This window comes from Rhodopseudomonas sp. P2A-2r (genome assembly GCF_026015985.1).
Classification (GTDB): domain Bacteria; phylum Pseudomonadota; class Alphaproteobacteria; order Rhizobiales; family Xanthobacteraceae; genus Tardiphaga.
This window is the reverse complement of sequence record NZ_CP110389.1, coordinates 5,629,314-5,643,004: the sequence shown is the minus strand read 5'-3', so window position 1 is coordinate 5,643,004 and position 13,691 is coordinate 5,629,314. Positions and strand designations below refer to the sequence as shown.

Genomic DNA, 13,691 nt, shown 5'->3' with positions numbered 1-13,691 from the left:
CGGTGTCTTCTGGCAGCCCTTGTACCGTCCCTCGGGCCTAGCCTTGGCCCCGCGCCTATCGACGCCATCGGTCATCGAAGTCCTTGCGGGCGATAGCGGCGAATATCTCCAGGAGCAGGCATTCGCTCTTACGTTTTTGCGACGCCGACATTGACTACCCTTTGTACGGTCGAAACGCCGATTCCAAGATCGCTGGCGATCCTTCGTATTCCAAACCCGGATGTTTTCAGCTCTCGGATTTTTAGCTCCACCGCGGTCCCGACGGTCGGTCGACCCAGCACCTTTCCTTCGGCCTTCGCTCTCGCCAAACCGTAAGCGTCGTCCCGGCCGCACCTTTCGGTTGACGTGCTGATCTGCGACGTTTCGGTTCGTTCGAACCGCTAGGCTTAGAATGGACACAGTGGATAGTGCTATCACCAAGCCGGTTCGGCGACTGGAGGTGTTCACCGGTGCGGGGCGCCGGCGGACGTGGAGCGCCGAGGACAAGGCGCGGGTCGTTGCGGAGATCGAAGCCAGTGGCGACTCTGTTTCCGGCGTGGCGCGGCGGCACGGATTGTCACCGCAGCAATTGTTTGGCTGGCGCCGGCGAGTCAGGGAAGCTCAGGCGGTCGTTTCCAAGGATGATGAACCACGGTTCGTCCCGGCGGTGGTTACCGCGGCACTGTGCGAGACTGCGGGATCTCGACAGCGCAAGGCGCGGCGGCAGCAGCGGGACGAACCGCTTGGCGGAATGATCGAGGTTGCGATCGACGGCGTGACGGTGCGCATCGGCGCGGGCGCTCCGTCGGACACCATCGCCGCGGTGTTGCGGGCGCTGAAAGCCGGAGCGTGATCGGCCCGACGGGCGCGGTCCGGGTGATGGTGGCGACCAGGCCTGTGGACTTCCGCAAGGGCGCCGATGGGTTGGCGGCCCTGGTGCGGGAGAGCATGGCGGCGGATCCGTTCTCGGGCGCGGTCTACGTGTTCCGTGCCAAGCGCGCGGATCGGATCAAGCTGGTGTATTGGGATGGCACGGGTCTGTGCCTGTTCGCCAAGCGGCTGGAGGACGGCATCTTCCGCTGGCCGAAGATCGAAGATGGCGTGATCCATTTGTCGGCCGCGCAATTGTCGGCGCTGCTCGAAGGGTTGGATTGGCGGCGTGTCCACGCGGCGCGCGAGACGGTGACGCCGGCACAGCCCGGCTAACGCCTGGACGTTTGTTGCTGTGGCAAAGTGAATCAGCAGCATCGAGCACGTCGCAAAATGCTGGTAAATATGATCTGATTTGATCATGCCGCGCGACGCATTGCCCGATGATTCCGAGACCTTGAAAGCGATGCTGCTCGCCGAGCGGGTGCAGAACGAACGGCTGCGTCAGATCATCAGGGACCTGCAGCGCCACCAGTTTGGCCGCCGGGCGGAGACGCTGCCCGAGGACCAGATGCAGCTCGGTTTGGAAGACGTCGAGCAGGCGGCGGCGCGTGACGTCGCGGAAGCTGAGCAGGCGACACCGGCCGCACGACAGGCCGGAGCTGCGAAGCGTCGGGCCAATCGCGGCGCGCTGCCGGCGCATCTGCCGCGGATCGAGACCACCATCGATATCGACGACAAGACCTGCCGCTGCTGCCAGGGCGCGTTGCACCGGATCGGCGAAGACAAGAGCGAGCGGCTGGATATCGTGCCGGCGAAGTTCCGGGTGCTGGTCACGATCCGGCCGAAATACGCTTGTCGCCAATGTGAGGATGGCGTCGTGCAGGCCCCAGTGCCGGCGCGGCTGATCGAGGGTGGGCTTCCGACCGAAGCCACCATCGCCCAGGTGCTGGTCTCCAAATATGCGGATCATCTGCCGCTGTATCGGCAGGCCCAGATCTATGGCCGCCAGGGCGTCAACCTAGACCGCTCGACGCTGGCAGACTGGGTGGGCCATGCCGCCTGGCATCTGCGTCCGCTGCACCAACGCCTGCTCGACAAGCTCAGAGAGCGGCCAAAACTGTTTGCCGATGAGACGACGTTGCCGGTACTGGATCCTGGTCGTGGTCGCACCAAGACCGGGCAGTTGTGGGCCTATGCCGCCGACGACCGGCCATGGAACGGATCCGAGCCGCCAGGCGTGGCCTATGTCTACGCGCCGGACCGCAAGGCCGAGCGGCCGATCGCCCATCTCGACAGCTTCAGGGGCATCTTGCAGGTCGATGGCTATGCCGGCTACCGCCGGCTGGCCGAGCGCGGCGACGTGCAGCTGGCGTTCTGCTGGGTCCATGTGCGGCGCAACTTCTACAAGCTCGCCACACCCGGACCTGCGCCGATCGCCAGCGAAGCGCTGCAGCGCATCGCCGCGCTCTATGCGATCGAGAACGACATCCGCGGCCGCACCGCCGAGGAGCGTCGGACCGTGCGGCAGCAGAAAAGCCGCTCGCTGGTCGACGCATTGGAGAGTTGGCTGCGCGCAAAACTCGGGCTGATCAGCCAGAAGGGCAAGCTCGCCGAGGCAATCCGCTATGCGCTGTCGCGCTGGGAGGGCCTCACCCGCTTCCTCGACGATGGCCGCATCGAACTCGACAACAACGCCGTCGAGCGTTCTATCCGCCCGATCACACTGAACCGGAAAAATGCCTTGTTCGCGGGCTCCGACGGAGGTGCCGAGCACTGGGCCACCATCGCCTCGCTGATCGAGACCTGTAAACTCAATGATATCGATCCGCTCGGCTACCTGACAGACGTCCTTACCAGGATCGCCAGCGGTCATCCCAACCGCGACATCGACGCGCTCTTGCCGTGGGCCTACCAAAAGCAAGACCTCAGAGCCGTGGCCTGAGAACGACGCTTACGCCAAACCCACCATGACCCGCTCCCTAATAATTGCGCGCTCGAACTCGGCAAAGACGCCCATCATCTGGAACATTGCGCGACCAGCAGGCGTACTTGTGTCGAGGCCTTGCTGATGCAGGTATAGGTCGCATCCCTTTGCGTGAATTTCGCCGAGGAACGATAATAGGTCAGTCAGGGATCTCCCCAGCCGGTCGACCGACCATGCGGCGACGAGGTCGACTTCGCGCCGAGTGATTGCGTTGAGTAGTTTATCGTACCCAGGGCGATCCTTTCGGCCTTTAGCGCCAGATATGCCCGTATCGGTGAATGTCGCTACGACATTCCAACCCGCCCGACTTGCGACTTCGGTAAGCTCACGAAGCTGATTTTCTGTACGTTGATCGTGCGTCGATACCCTCAGGTAGAGCGCCACGCGCTTGATATGCGCCACCCATAGCCACCCCCTTGAGGCTGTACCGAATATACATGATTTCGGTACAGCTGGACAAGAGGAATTTGGTCAACGAAATCAATGGCTGGCTGTGTCAAAAACGGATGGGTTTTCGGTACAGCCAGCGCTCAACCAAAATGGACCATTGGCATTGCTCGAATGTGGGCGGGCAGCCCCATCAATAGCTGCACGACGGTCAGGCTCATAACCTGAAGGTCATAGGTTCAAATCCTATCCCCGCAACCAAACTTCTTAAATGATTACAATGAATTAGCCCGCATCTCGCGGGCTTTTTCATGTCTTGCAGGCGCTTACTGAACGTTACCATCCATTATCGCTAAAAGCTTAGTATTATCATATTGTTATGGCGTCGCATTCCAGTTGCTTTCCAAACGCTACAATTTTCTACATGGCACATGATTGGCACATGAAATCCCGAAAGGTGTCGTCGCCTGGAGCCGAAGCCCCTACGCCTTATGTTTCTGGTCCCGAAGTCGCTCGAATTCAATCTGCGGTGCCTGAACTCGCAAAATTAAACGATAGGCCCAGGTGACACATGCGCTGTCGCGTCGTGCGATGGGTGGCATTTGAAACGTGCTGACTGGTTGCCCATAGAGGGCATGCGTGGCGCCAGCCTTTCCACCCCGCTACCAATTGGCTGCCCGTCCTTATGTGCGCCACGAGTCGCCTTTTATCGCGCGCTGCAGACGCCGGTACTTACATAGTCATTGCGGCCATTGGTTCAGCGTATCACAATGTGCAATCAATGCGGGTATCTAGACGCTCAATACACACCAAGCAGGCCCTATGACTGAAGCGCGTCCGCTCCATCTGCATACCGTGGAAAGCGTTTGCACTGCTCTGATCGGAGGGCGGGCAATTGCTGTCGGTGCCGATGGCAAAACTCATTCGCTTGACAACGAGACAGCTCGTGCGGTGCTCGCTTGGTATTTCAAGAACCGTGCAAAATGGGCTGGCAATGTTTCTGTTACCGATGCTGAAGCCATCGTGGACGCGGCAAAGGTTAAACCGCCTTCGTTGGCGCAGACTAAGGCTCCAACAGTACAGAAAAGACGCTCACTTACCCTGGTAAAGGTCGAGGCACACCGCTTTGGCGGCCTGCACGCCTTCAGCGACGGCGGCCGGTCACCTGAAAGTTTTGTCTTCGAACCCGTGAAGCCAATCTCACTGCTGGAAGGCTGGAATGGATCGGGGAAAACGTCTGTTCTTAACGCCATTATTTGGTGTCTGACCGGACAACTGCTCCGCCCACAGCGCAAGCCTGAAGAGACCGAAGAGGAGTTTGCGTGTCGAATTCAGCTCGACGCGTCAAGCCCATCGAGTGAGTACAAACTGACGCCAGTTACCCCACTACCCGACACGCGCTTTCCGCCAGACTTATCGCGCGAACGGTTGCCTCTCGATACGTGGGTCGAACTCACCTTTGCCGATGAGGACGCGAACAAGCTACCTCCTGTTCGCAGGACACAGAAGCGCACGCCCAAGGGCGCTGTCGATGAGACAGCGGCGGATATCGCGTCGTTGGGTATCGATCCGATCGCAGCAAAGATCGGCACAACGATACCTGGGCTACTACCATTTATCCAGATCGGTTCGGTTTCTGAATTCGGACAGGCAATTGCCCAACTTACGGGACTTGCTGATTTGGTTGATCTTGCGAAGCATGCAAAGAGGACGCAGGAACGCATCGGCAAGGAATTCACGAAGGGCCGGAAGGAAGAGATAGATGGTCTGAACAACGCGTTCAGGCAAGCCCGGAATGATCTTCAGAGTCTGATCGACGAGACGCCGAGCCTGAAACCCGCAGGCGCATTGCCCGACCCGGCGAGTGCCGGAAAACTCGAAGACGAATTGACAGCTACCGAGCAACATTTTTCTGCCTGTAAAGAGCGTGCTTTAGAGGATGCGAAGAACGTTCTTGGAACCGACTTCGATCCCTCGGATAAGGCGGCACGGGACAACCTTGAGAACAGTGTGTCGCCTGCGCTTCAACAGTTGAGCGATTTTGGAAAGCTTTCCAGTTGCGCGAGGTTAGCAGGCCTGGCCCGGCTCACAGACGAACAGGTCGACAACGTCGAGAAACTCATTGCTGAAATTAACAGCGAAGCGATCACCCTTGCCGAACTACCTTGGACGTTTGCGCGGTCTAGTCGGCAAGCCGCCAAACGAACTTTTCCGAAGGAAGCTGGTCGTCGACTTCTGTAACGATGTCGCCCTTAAGGACGGCGCGGGCTGTCTAAGCTTGCTTAACAAAGCGCACCACCGTGACAAGTCGAGAATCTCTTACAAGGACGTGAAGGACGAGGCCGAGCAACTTAAGCGCTTGCGTGGGCGGATCGAAGACCTGCATGAAGAGTTCCGCCGTTGGAAATGGCGTGATGCCGGAGTATCACCCGCCAATATTGTGCCGCTAAAGCCCGCAAAATATCCAACGTTCAAGGTTGATAAAGGTTCAGCTAAGCAACGCCTAGACATTGAGGCAGAGAACGATCAAGAATGCCGTCGTGTCCCACATCGCGGTCAAATGCTCCGGCGAGGGGGCAAAGTTGGGAGAATGAACGTAACGATTCAAAGTATCCATCGAAAACAAGTGATCTTGCTGCGGAAACTTTTTGACGATGCCAAATTCCTTGTCGTTGAGCTTACCTTTTGCGTGCAAATCAGCGCCCACCTTGAGCGCTCGTTGGGAGAGTTTGTCGCCAGGATTTATTGACGCCAGTTTGGTTTGACTGACATAGTTCTCAATCGACAGTTCCAGCAAAACGCGAAAGAGAACCGATATCGCATTTGCATGGATACTCAAGTCGAGATGAAATTGAAGTTCTTCCCAAATAGCCTTGTGTCGATAGATTCGACCGGCCCATGCGACGCTATATTCTATCTGCGGAATCAGATTCTTTCGCCGCGTCGGTTTGGGGGCGGGAGTCGGCTTCGGCGCGGGTTCAGGCGGCTTGGCGGTGGCCTTCGGCTTTGGAGCCGCATTGTTGGCCGATGGCAGAACGCCCTCGCGTTCGAGTTTGTCTAAATAACTTCGTTTGCCATCTACATCCCAAAGATCGCCAAGGACAATATCACGGGAAGCGAGGTCACTTGCAATTCTTTGTAGCGCGGCAAGAACGACCGCCTCATCGTGAGTAAATTCGAACTTGCCGCGTGAGACGGTAATGCCGACCCGATTGCGAAATGCTTCTGCTGACAACAGCCGATTCAGAGTGGAGCGCGGAATCTTTTTCTTACCCGGCAAGCGGTTTGCTGCAGCAAGGCGCTTCTCGATCTCATCGGCTACGTTCAGTCCACCTCCTTTGCCCGTCCTCTGGACAAAGTTATCCTTCATCCGGTCGTCCCACGTGCTTTGACCGATGCCGCTCTGCGACCCCGTATGGCGACGGAACAGGATGTCATCAACCCGATCCCGGTCCGCCTCCACCTGACACACAATGGTTGATGGGAAATCGCCTTGCCATGCGACGCGTTGTTCGCGAAAGAAGTCTTGAAGCTCGACGGTGGGGGCCCGGCGGGGATCCTCAAGCAGTTTTAGGCACGTGACGCGACGATTGCCGTCGAAGACAATGAACTTATCTCCCTGCGGTGAAACAAGCGGTGGCTCGTATATTTCACCGGTCCGAGCCAAGTCACGCGCGAGGTTGCGCATGTGTTGCTCGCGATTGTTGAAAAGCCACGCGATTGCAGCCGTCTCGTTTTCGAGTTCGCCGTGACGATCATTTGCGCGATTAATGAGAAGATTGTCTATTGAAAGGGCTTTGTAACTCATGAAATTAATCTACGCGCATCAAGGCGGTGATGCAACTTCGAGGCAGATGTTGCAGCGCGCAATGCAGTCGAATGGGGGTAGGCCGCTGGGTCGCTTGCCTTGGCTTCGCGCGCACCTTTTCTGTCTCACGTTAGGCGGCCTTCAGTTCGAGAAGGTTGGTTACGATCTGGGTACTGTATTTGCTATCCAGTCCCGCCTGCCTCGCCAGACTACAAAACATGTTCTCAGCAACGATCACGTCGGCGTAAGCGACGACGGCGCAGAACGCTTGCATATCCCGAAAATCATTCTCGGCTATTTCTCTTGATTGAGTCTCCAGCTTGAGGGTGAGTTCTCGTTCAATGAAATACGAAGGGGATTCTGCGATCAGCTTCTTTGCGCATTTGCGAAGAACGTGATTCTCATTCGTAGTTGGAAGGCATGCCCTGGATATGAAGTCGGAAAGCAATTCAAGATCGTCTACCATGAGATTTGCGCTGTAAATTCGTCGGCGCATGGAGAGCGACTCGTTTGCATCGCGAGTTCGACGTGCTTCTACTCGCTGCCTGAGCTTTTCGGAATCTTCTGAAAACCTCTTCACCGCCGCCACTCGCACCGCTTCCGGCGTGTTCATGAGGTATTCATAGAGAAAGCGTGGCGGGTCTTGTTGAATTGCCTCAAATAAACGAGATGAGACCATTCCTCCGAGCCGGTCATTGTTCCATTCGATTGCGGCTTCAAAGAATGCGTTTGAGAGAAACCAGTTGGATGGACGAGGTATTGGATCAAGCCCATAAGCGCGACGCATTACGTCCGTGGCTTCAACTTCAAGCCGTTTATGCCGTCCACGAAAAACCCGCCCCTGACTCAAGTTCGCTTGCGTAAACGCCAAATCATGCCGCCGTTCTGGATCGGAAATCTTGTGCGTTTCATAGATATTCGTTTGCGTCAGCGGGACAATGAGGCGACCAGCCTTTGCCCCTTCCACGAGTTTTTCGAGCACTGAGTAGTGCTCTGAATAGCCATCGGGGTCCTTGACGGCGCGCGCCAGATCAATCCATTTGTTTTGATCGAGATAGACAATTTTGGGGTTTGCAACCGCCTGCGGGCCGGTCAAGTCGATGTCCGGCGCAGACATTGTCACTCCTTACCGTTACACATTGCGTTGCCCATCATTGCCGGACGCGAGAGCAAAGCCTTGTTGATCGGCATCCGCGCATATCTCGGCGCAAACATGGTCGGTATGCCGCGACGAATACATGGCATTGATTGCGTACCGCCAAAGCAAGCCGTTCAAACCTCCGGCGCTGCCTCTAAGCGGATAGTAATGTCCATCCGGTTCCGACATCCGATTGTCAATGTGTAGCACACGCGTCGGGCTGAGCGGAAACACCACGCTTGTCTCGGCATTTTTTATGCCCCGAAACTGAAGGGACAGATGCAGCGTCACGACAGGATTGCGGGTTGTGATAGACGAGCGCCCTTGCGCGGTCCCTTGCAGGCGCCAGGGGCGGCGTATAGGAAATGGCTACGAAATCAATGGTGGGGTCGAAGGTGGGGATCATATCAGAATAGCGAAAATAATGTAATAAAATCAGTAAAAAGAATGCGAGGCGCAGCTGGCATCACCACAGCCGCGCCCCGCGTCGCCGGTCTTTTGGGGCAGGGGACGACCGGCTGCAGACTTGACGCACAATCCGAAAAAACGTTCCGGCGGATGCGAGAAACACGGTTAATTGATCGAACGATCAAGAACTGAGCCTCGACAACTACGTTGCTAGGATGGGCGTCGAATGGCGCTGGAGAGCGACGAGCGAGGCGGCGATGTCTCAGGTCTTGAACGGAATTTTTGGAGTGCTGGCGGCAACGGCAACCTTCGGTGCGATCCAGTTCGCCTCCGGTAGTGATCTCGGCAGCATCCATGGCGACATCCGCCAGATCCAGTCCGATCAAAGTAGCGTCAATCGCGCTGCCAAGGCGGACCGGGGAGCGCCCCGTTTGCCGCTGGCTTCGGGAACGACGTTGTTATTCAAATCGGACAGTCTTGCTGACACGTCAGTCCTGATACGTCTTCATTCGAAGCCCGCCAACGTCGAAACCGTGAACAACGGCCCTGCACCGATAGCGGTACGGCCCCCACCCCGCGAAAGTCGACCGTCGCTTGCGAACCGGTGGTGAGCGTTTTGACCGAAGTTGCTAAGCATCTGCAGCCCGGGCGCTGCATCACCTGACGGTACGCTTAACGACTATTCCGCGTCGGTTGGCTCTTCGTCACTGGAGGCCGCAGTATTGCGGCTCATGAGAAAACCGAGCGCTACGCCGCCAACGGCGAGCAGGGGGATCAGTTTCTTGAGCCCGACCGCGCGGACCAATTGGAGGCCTGCGGCAAGCAGCATGGGATCAGCCAGGATCGAGGAGGCCGCGGATTTCGCGGCTTCTCGTGCGGCTGCAGCAGCCGCTGCGGCGCGAATTTCGGCTTGCCGTTTTTTGTTCGTGTAAACCGCCGCTACGATCAGCGAGATCACCAGGAAGATGCCGGCCACCGTCAGGCAGGCTTCCACGGGACCATATTTCTGCAGCACCGCCATGAAAGCCGCAGCGCTCAGGAACGCCAGCGTCACGAACAGCGCAAACCCAGCCGCCGCAGCGAGCGACGTCATGCGAACCGCCGTACCGGTGCCCGACTTGAAATCCTCGATCATTCGTTGAAACATAAACGCCCCCGCATTCAAAAAACGATAGCTTAAAACAATCTGACGGCGCCTGCGCGGCGCCGTCAGATCAGGTCAGAGCCGCCCAACCGTCCTGAAGGGCTTACTATTTAATTGTCAGCGGCGCCACGTCACGCCGATCAGGAAGCCGAGGCCGAGCGCCAGGCCGACGGTCGCCAGCGGGCGCTGCTGGACGACGTCTTCCAGCGTTTCCTCGAAGGAATAGGCTGCGTCCTGCGCGGCGTCGAAGGCGGCATTGCCGCGTTCGGAAACGTCGGACATGACGGAATCGACGTTGGCGCGCGCCTGCTTGAATCCACGGCGGGCCTGTTTGCTGGCCTGGCCGGTGAAGGCATTGAGCGCATCGGTGATCTGGTCGGTGAGTGCTGCGATATCGTTTTTCACGGCTGTGAGGTCCTTTTCGAGACGATTGTAAGTGTCTTTCTCTGCGAGGTTTTTGATTTCACCTTCGCCATCGATACTCGACATCCCTGTGCTCCTGCGACTTGGAGAATGCGAGGCACAAACGCCCCGTTTTTGCGGAAGTTCCCGCAGCCGGACCAGATTAGTCCGGCGGCAGCTGAGGCGAATTGACGGGCATCAAATGCTCTTTCAGGACCAGTCCGACGATCAGCAGGGGCGAGGCGAGGAAGCCTCCCATGGGCCCCCACAGCCAGGTCCAGAAAGCCAGCGCGATGAACACCGCAAGGGCGTTCAGCTGCAGTCGACGGCCGATAATCGCCGGGGTGACGAAGTGCCCCTCCAGGAAGGTCAGTCCGACAAAGGCCAGTGCCGCGATCAGGCCGGCGCCGAGGGTCGATGACGCGATGATGCCGACAACGGCGAGGATCACGAACATGGCCACGGGACCGATGATGGGAAAGAAGTTCAGCGTCGCCGCGAGCGCGCCGAGTCCGGCCGGATTGGGCATGCCTGTGACAGCGCAGATCAGGCCGGTGGCGATGCCAACGCCGAAATTGATCATGGTCACCGTAAATAGGTAACCGCCCAGGCTGGTCTCGATCGTATTGAGGATGCGCAGCGTTCGCAGCCGCCACTCGTGGTCGGCGAAATTCATCACCAGCCCGCGACGCAGATCCTTCCAGCTGGCGATGAACAACACCAGGATGGCAAAGAACAGCAGGAATTCGGTGAATGTCGGCGACAGGAATTCCAGCGTCGGCTGCACCCAGTCGATCTTCGGCAATTCAAACTTGGTGGACGAAAGCGGGTCCGTGGCACCGAACATGTTCTGCACCTGGTGCCACAGCGCCAGCGGACGATCGAAAATGTGCAGCTTGTCCTTGAGCCGCAAGCCGAGCTCCGGCAGACGGTTGGTCCACTCCACCAATGGCGAGGAAATCAGTCCGACGATGAAGGCGATGCCGGCGCAGACGAAGGTGACGATCAGGACCGCAGACACCGCGCGCGGAATGCGGTGGCGCTCGAGAAAGTTCGCGGCCGGGGACAACATGGTGCCGACGATGAAGGCGGTCACGATCGGCAGAAAGAACGCCTTGGCCACGTAAAGAACGGCCACCACCGTAATCAGCAACAGGGAAACCAGCGTGAAGGCCACCACCTCTGCACGTGCACGACGGATCACCGGCGGCTGTTCGGCGTTGCTGTCAGGCAGTGGCGTGCCAGCTTGCGCATCGTTAGAAACGGCGCGAACCCGGCCTGGCGGATTGTCGCGGCTGCCGGCCATCCGGGCCACGGCTAGATCTTACCAAGGACGAGCAGCACCAGGATGACGACAAGCACGGTACCGACAACGCCGGAGGGCCCGTACCCCCAGCCGCTACTGTAGCCCCAGCTCGGAAAGACACCGAGCAGGACAAGGACCAGGACGATGATCAGAATGGTGCCAAGCGACATGAGCTGTGATCTCGCGATGGGCGGAAATGCCACCCGCGGTCCAGTCCGCGTTCAACGCTATCAACAGCGGAACGCGGTTAAGGTTCCGTCGCGAAAGCGTGATTGCGGGGGTGGTTGACAGCCTCGGAATGCGTCGCATCGCTGGGAACCACGGGGCTCCGGTCGGGTTGGTACAGCGGATATCAACGCGACGCATCACAACGGGGCCGATCATGACACAGGCATCTTCCGCAAATCGCAAGCAGTCGCTCCGCACCTCTGGTGCATTGCTATTTGCCGCGGCTTTGATGACTGCCACGGCGCTAATGGCGACCGCCGCCTCGGCGCAGGTGATGAGCTACGCATCGCCAGAGAACGCCTTCCCGTCCGACGTGATGGCGAACCCCGACGTCGACGAGAACGATACGAATGTAGTGCCGGAGCGGCTTCGCCGCGCGATCGTTGCTTTCGACACCCGCGAGGCACCCGGCACCGTGGTCATCGATACCGCCAATACTCAGCTCTATTATGTTCTCGGACAAGGACGCGCTGTGCGCTACGGCGTTGGCGTCGGCCGCGAAGGTTTCAGATGGTCCGGCACGCAGACCGTGACGCGCAAGGCGGAATGGCCGGACTGGCGTCCGCCGGCGGAAATGATCGCTCGCCAACCCTATCTGCCGCGCTTCATGGCAGGCGGTCCGGGCAATCCTCTGGGCGCTCGCGCGATGTATCTCGGCACCAGCGACTATCGTATCCATGGCACCAACGATCCGTCGACCATAGGCAAGTTCGTGTCGTCGGGCTGCATCCGCCTCACCAATGAGGATGTCGCCGACCTGTTCAACCGGGTCGATGTCGGCACCAAGGTGGTCGTGCTGCCGAAGACCGGCGCCCCGCGCCTTGAGGCGCGCAATGCACCCGTGCCCCGCACCGTGAGCGATAGTCGGGTCCGCCCGTCATCTGCGCAGAACGGCCGACAGGCGATGAACGTCTCGATGTCGTCGCTGTACTAACAGCTACAGATCGGAGATCGCGATGACTGGGATATCACGCAAGCGCCTGGCACTCGGGCTGATGGCCGTGTTTTCTGTCGGCGGTGCATCGAGTGCGGTCCAGGCGCAGGATTTTCTGTCGGCCCTGTTCGGTTCGCTTGCGGGCGGGCGTGGGCCGGCGCCGTCGATCCAGATACCGTTCGCCGGCGATGGCGGGCCTGTGCAACCGCATGACACGCGACCGCGCAGCACGGGCGGTGGCCGTCAGGCATTCTGTGTTCGTACCTGCGATGGCCGTTATTTCCCGATCACGGGCTCGGATAGCCAAAGTCGCGCTGCCTCGTGCAACAATTTCTGCCCGTCGAGCGAGACCAAGGTGGTCTACGGGAGCAATATCGATCAGGCTGCCACCGAGACTGGAAAGCCGTATTCCGAACTGCCCAATGCGTTCCGCTACCGCAATGAGCTGGTCTCCGGCTGCACCTGCAACGGCAAGGACCCGGCGGGGCTTGCAGCGGTCAAGATCGAGGACGATCCGACTCTGCGCAAAGGCGATATCGTGGCGGGTGCCGATGGCCTGATGGTGGCCCGAAGCCCGGACAGGCGTGGAGCGTCGCTGAATATGTCACCCGCCCCAGCGTCGCTTCGCGCCAGATATGAACGCGTGCCGGTAGTCGCTTCCGATTGAACGGATTGGTCCCGTGCAAGGTCTGCGGTGAAGCCGCCGCGGGCTCCCTTTGCCTGAAGAAACAGGGCGCGCAATCTCTGTTCCCCATATGGAACCCAAACGTTGGGTCCACGTTGTTCCAGTATCAGGCAACGCGCACCAGCCGACGTTGCCATCCGTTCACCAAGTGGGGGTTATCGCTATGCTCGTCGGCGTCCTGATCACGTTTCTCGTCGTTATTCTCATTCTGTATCTGATCAACCTGCTGCCGATTGACGGCCGGGCCAAACAGATCTGCCGCGTCGTGGTGATCATCCTCGGTGTGATCTCGCTCCTGAAATATATCGCGGTTTTCTGACGCCATTAGAATTCATAGGAAAAAGCCCCGGCGGATCCGCCGGGGCTTCTTATGTCTGCGGCAACTGGCAGCCAACAAGTCCATCGTCATCCTGAG

General features: G+C 58.7%; 16 protein-coding genes. 8 read left to right on the top strand and 8 right to left on the bottom strand.

Features of this window, described 5'->3' with window-relative positions; translation table 11 throughout:
- Positions 1-391: 391 nt before the first annotated feature.
- The 3 genes from tnpA (at position 392) to tnpC (ending at position 2,794) form a co-directional block, all read left to right on the top strand.
- Complete coding sequence (tnpA, locus tag ONR75_RS27285) at positions 392-832, top strand: IS66-like element accessory protein TnpA (protein ID WP_265079590.1); 441 nt, start codon at positions 392-394, stop codon at positions 830-832.
- Entirely contained in the window at positions 829-1,185 is a 357-nt protein-coding gene (gene tnpB / locus ONR75_RS27280; RefSeq protein ID WP_265079591.1) for an IS66 family insertion sequence element accessory protein TnpB, read from the top strand. Before tnpA ends, tnpB begins: the two co-directional genes overlap by 4 nt.
- An 85-nt stretch (positions 1,186-1,270) precedes the next feature.
- Positions 1,271-2,794 (top strand): IS66 family transposase, encoded by a 1,524-nt coding sequence (tnpC, locus tag ONR75_RS27275; RefSeq protein ID WP_265079592.1) that lies wholly within the window; start codon positions 1,271-1,273, stop codon positions 2,792-2,794.
- 9 nt (positions 2,795-2,803) lie between these two features.
- On the opposite strand, the gene ONR75_RS27270 is transcribed toward tnpC, so the two are convergent.
- Positions 2,804-3,238 carry a recombinase family protein gene (locus ONR75_RS27270; protein WP_265080002.1) on the bottom strand — a complete coding sequence of 145 codons (435 nt, stop codon included), beginning with the start codon at positions 3,236-3,238 and terminating at the stop codon, positions 2,804-2,806.
- A gap of 807 nt (positions 3,239-4,045) precedes the next feature.
- Between ONR75_RS27270 and ONR75_RS27265 the strand changes: the two genes are divergently transcribed.
- Complete coding sequence (locus ONR75_RS27265) at positions 4,046-5,464, top strand: ATP-binding protein (RefSeq protein WP_265080001.1); 1,419 nt, start codon at positions 4,046-4,048, stop codon at positions 5,462-5,464.
- A 262-nt stretch (positions 5,465-5,726) separates the two neighbouring features.
- Here ONR75_RS27265 and ONR75_RS27260 read toward each other — a convergent pair whose 3' ends face one another.
- From ONR75_RS27260 to ONR75_RS27250, 3 genes are all read right to left on the bottom strand, one after another.
- Positions 5,727-7,031, bottom strand: a complete 1,305-nt coding sequence (locus ONR75_RS27260) for a hypothetical protein (RefSeq protein WP_265080000.1) — start codon at positions 7,029-7,031, stop codon at positions 5,727-5,729.
- A 130-nt stretch (positions 7,032-7,161) separates the two neighbouring features.
- Entirely contained in the window at positions 7,162-8,148 is a 987-nt protein-coding gene (locus ONR75_RS27255; RefSeq protein ID WP_265079999.1) for a hypothetical protein, read from the bottom strand.
- Positions 8,149-8,163: 15 nt separating this feature from the next.
- Positions 8,164-8,460, bottom strand: coding sequence for a hypothetical protein (locus ONR75_RS27250; protein ID WP_265079998.1), 297 nt, complete (start codon positions 8,458-8,460; stop codon positions 8,164-8,166).
- 332 nt (positions 8,461-8,792) lie between these two features.
- Between ONR75_RS27250 and ONR75_RS27245 the strand changes: the two genes are divergently transcribed.
- Positions 8,793-9,188, top strand: a complete 396-nt coding sequence (locus ONR75_RS27245) for a hypothetical protein (RefSeq protein ID WP_265079997.1) — start codon at positions 8,793-8,795, stop codon at positions 9,186-9,188.
- A 68-nt stretch (positions 9,189-9,256) separates the two neighbouring features.
- Here ONR75_RS27245 and ONR75_RS27240 read toward each other — a convergent pair whose 3' ends face one another.
- From ONR75_RS27240 to ONR75_RS27225, 4 genes are all read right to left on the bottom strand, one after another.
- Complete coding sequence (locus ONR75_RS27240) at positions 9,257-9,724, bottom strand: hypothetical protein (RefSeq protein WP_265083818.1); 468 nt, start codon at positions 9,722-9,724, stop codon at positions 9,257-9,259.
- A 114-nt stretch (positions 9,725-9,838) separates the two neighbouring features.
- The gene (locus ONR75_RS27235; protein WP_265079996.1) at positions 9,839-10,210 is read right to left on the bottom strand and encodes a DUF883 family protein; all 372 of its coding nucleotides are present in this window, start codon (positions 10,208-10,210) and stop codon (positions 9,839-9,841) included.
- Positions 10,211-10,286: 76 nt separating this feature from the next.
- Positions 10,287-11,429 (bottom strand): AI-2E family transporter, encoded by a 1,143-nt coding sequence (locus ONR75_RS27230; RefSeq protein WP_265083817.1) that lies wholly within the window; start codon positions 11,427-11,429, stop codon positions 10,287-10,289.
- 11 nt (positions 11,430-11,440) lie between these two features.
- Positions 11,441-11,599 (bottom strand): DUF3309 domain-containing protein, encoded by a 159-nt coding sequence (locus ONR75_RS27225; protein WP_265079995.1) that lies wholly within the window; start codon positions 11,597-11,599, stop codon positions 11,441-11,443.
- Between the two features lie 212 nt (positions 11,600-11,811).
- Between ONR75_RS27225 and ONR75_RS27220 the strand changes: the two genes are divergently transcribed.
- From ONR75_RS27220 to ONR75_RS27210, 3 genes are all read left to right on the top strand, one after another.
- Positions 11,812-12,591, top strand: a complete 780-nt coding sequence (locus tag ONR75_RS27220; protein WP_265079994.1) for a L,D-transpeptidase — start codon at positions 11,812-11,814, stop codon at positions 12,589-12,591.
- 22 nt (positions 12,592-12,613) lie between these two features.
- Entirely contained in the window at positions 12,614-13,258 is a 645-nt protein-coding gene (locus ONR75_RS27215; RefSeq protein ID WP_265079993.1) for a DUF2865 domain-containing protein, read from the top strand.
- Between the two features lie 181 nt (positions 13,259-13,439).
- Positions 13,440-13,595 (top strand): Thivi_2564 family membrane protein, encoded by a 156-nt coding sequence (locus ONR75_RS27210; protein ID WP_086937086.1) that lies wholly within the window; start codon positions 13,440-13,442, stop codon positions 13,593-13,595.
- Positions 13,596-13,691: the final 96 nt, after the last annotated feature.

Coding starts and splice junctions, on each gene's coding strand:
- ONR75_RS27230 (WP_265083817.1), bottom strand. CDS start 11,429: ATGGCCGGCAGCCGCGACAATCCGCCAGGCCGGGTTCGCGCCGTTTCT.
- ONR75_RS27245 (WP_265079997.1), top strand. CDS start 8,793: ATGGGCGTCGAATGGCGCTGGAGAGCGACGAGCGAGGCGGCGATGTCT.
- ONR75_RS27240 (WP_265083818.1), bottom strand. CDS start 9,724: ATGTTTCAACGAATGATCGAGGATTTCAAGTCGGGCACCGGTACGGCG.
- ONR75_RS27265 (WP_265080001.1), top strand. CDS start 4,046: ATGACTGAAGCGCGTCCGCTCCATCTGCATACCGTGGAAAGCGTTTGC.
- ONR75_RS27225 (WP_265079995.1), bottom strand. CDS start 11,599: ATGTCGCTTGGCACCATTCTGATCATCGTCCTGGTCCTTGTCCTGCTC.
- ONR75_RS27235 (WP_265079996.1), bottom strand. CDS start 10,210: ATGTCGAGTATCGATGGCGAAGGTGAAATCAAAAACCTCGCAGAGAAA.
- ONR75_RS27220 (WP_265079994.1), top strand. CDS start 11,812: ATGACACAGGCATCTTCCGCAAATCGCAAGCAGTCGCTCCGCACCTCT.
- tnpA (WP_265079590.1), top strand. CDS start 392: ATGGACACAGTGGATAGTGCTATCACCAAGCCGGTTCGGCGACTGGAG.
- ONR75_RS27215 (WP_265079993.1), top strand. CDS start 12,614: ATGACTGGGATATCACGCAAGCGCCTGGCACTCGGGCTGATGGCCGTG.
- ONR75_RS27260 (WP_265080000.1), bottom strand. CDS start 7,031: ATGAGTTACAAAGCCCTTTCAATAGACAATCTTCTCATTAATCGCGCA.
- tnpC (WP_265079592.1), top strand. CDS start 1,271: ATGCCGCGCGACGCATTGCCCGATGATTCCGAGACCTTGAAAGCGATG.
- ONR75_RS27255 (WP_265079999.1), bottom strand. CDS start 8,148: ATGTCTGCGCCGGACATCGACTTGACCGGCCCGCAGGCGGTTGCAAAC.
- ONR75_RS27210 (WP_086937086.1), top strand. CDS start 13,440: ATGCTCGTCGGCGTCCTGATCACGTTTCTCGTCGTTATTCTCATTCTG.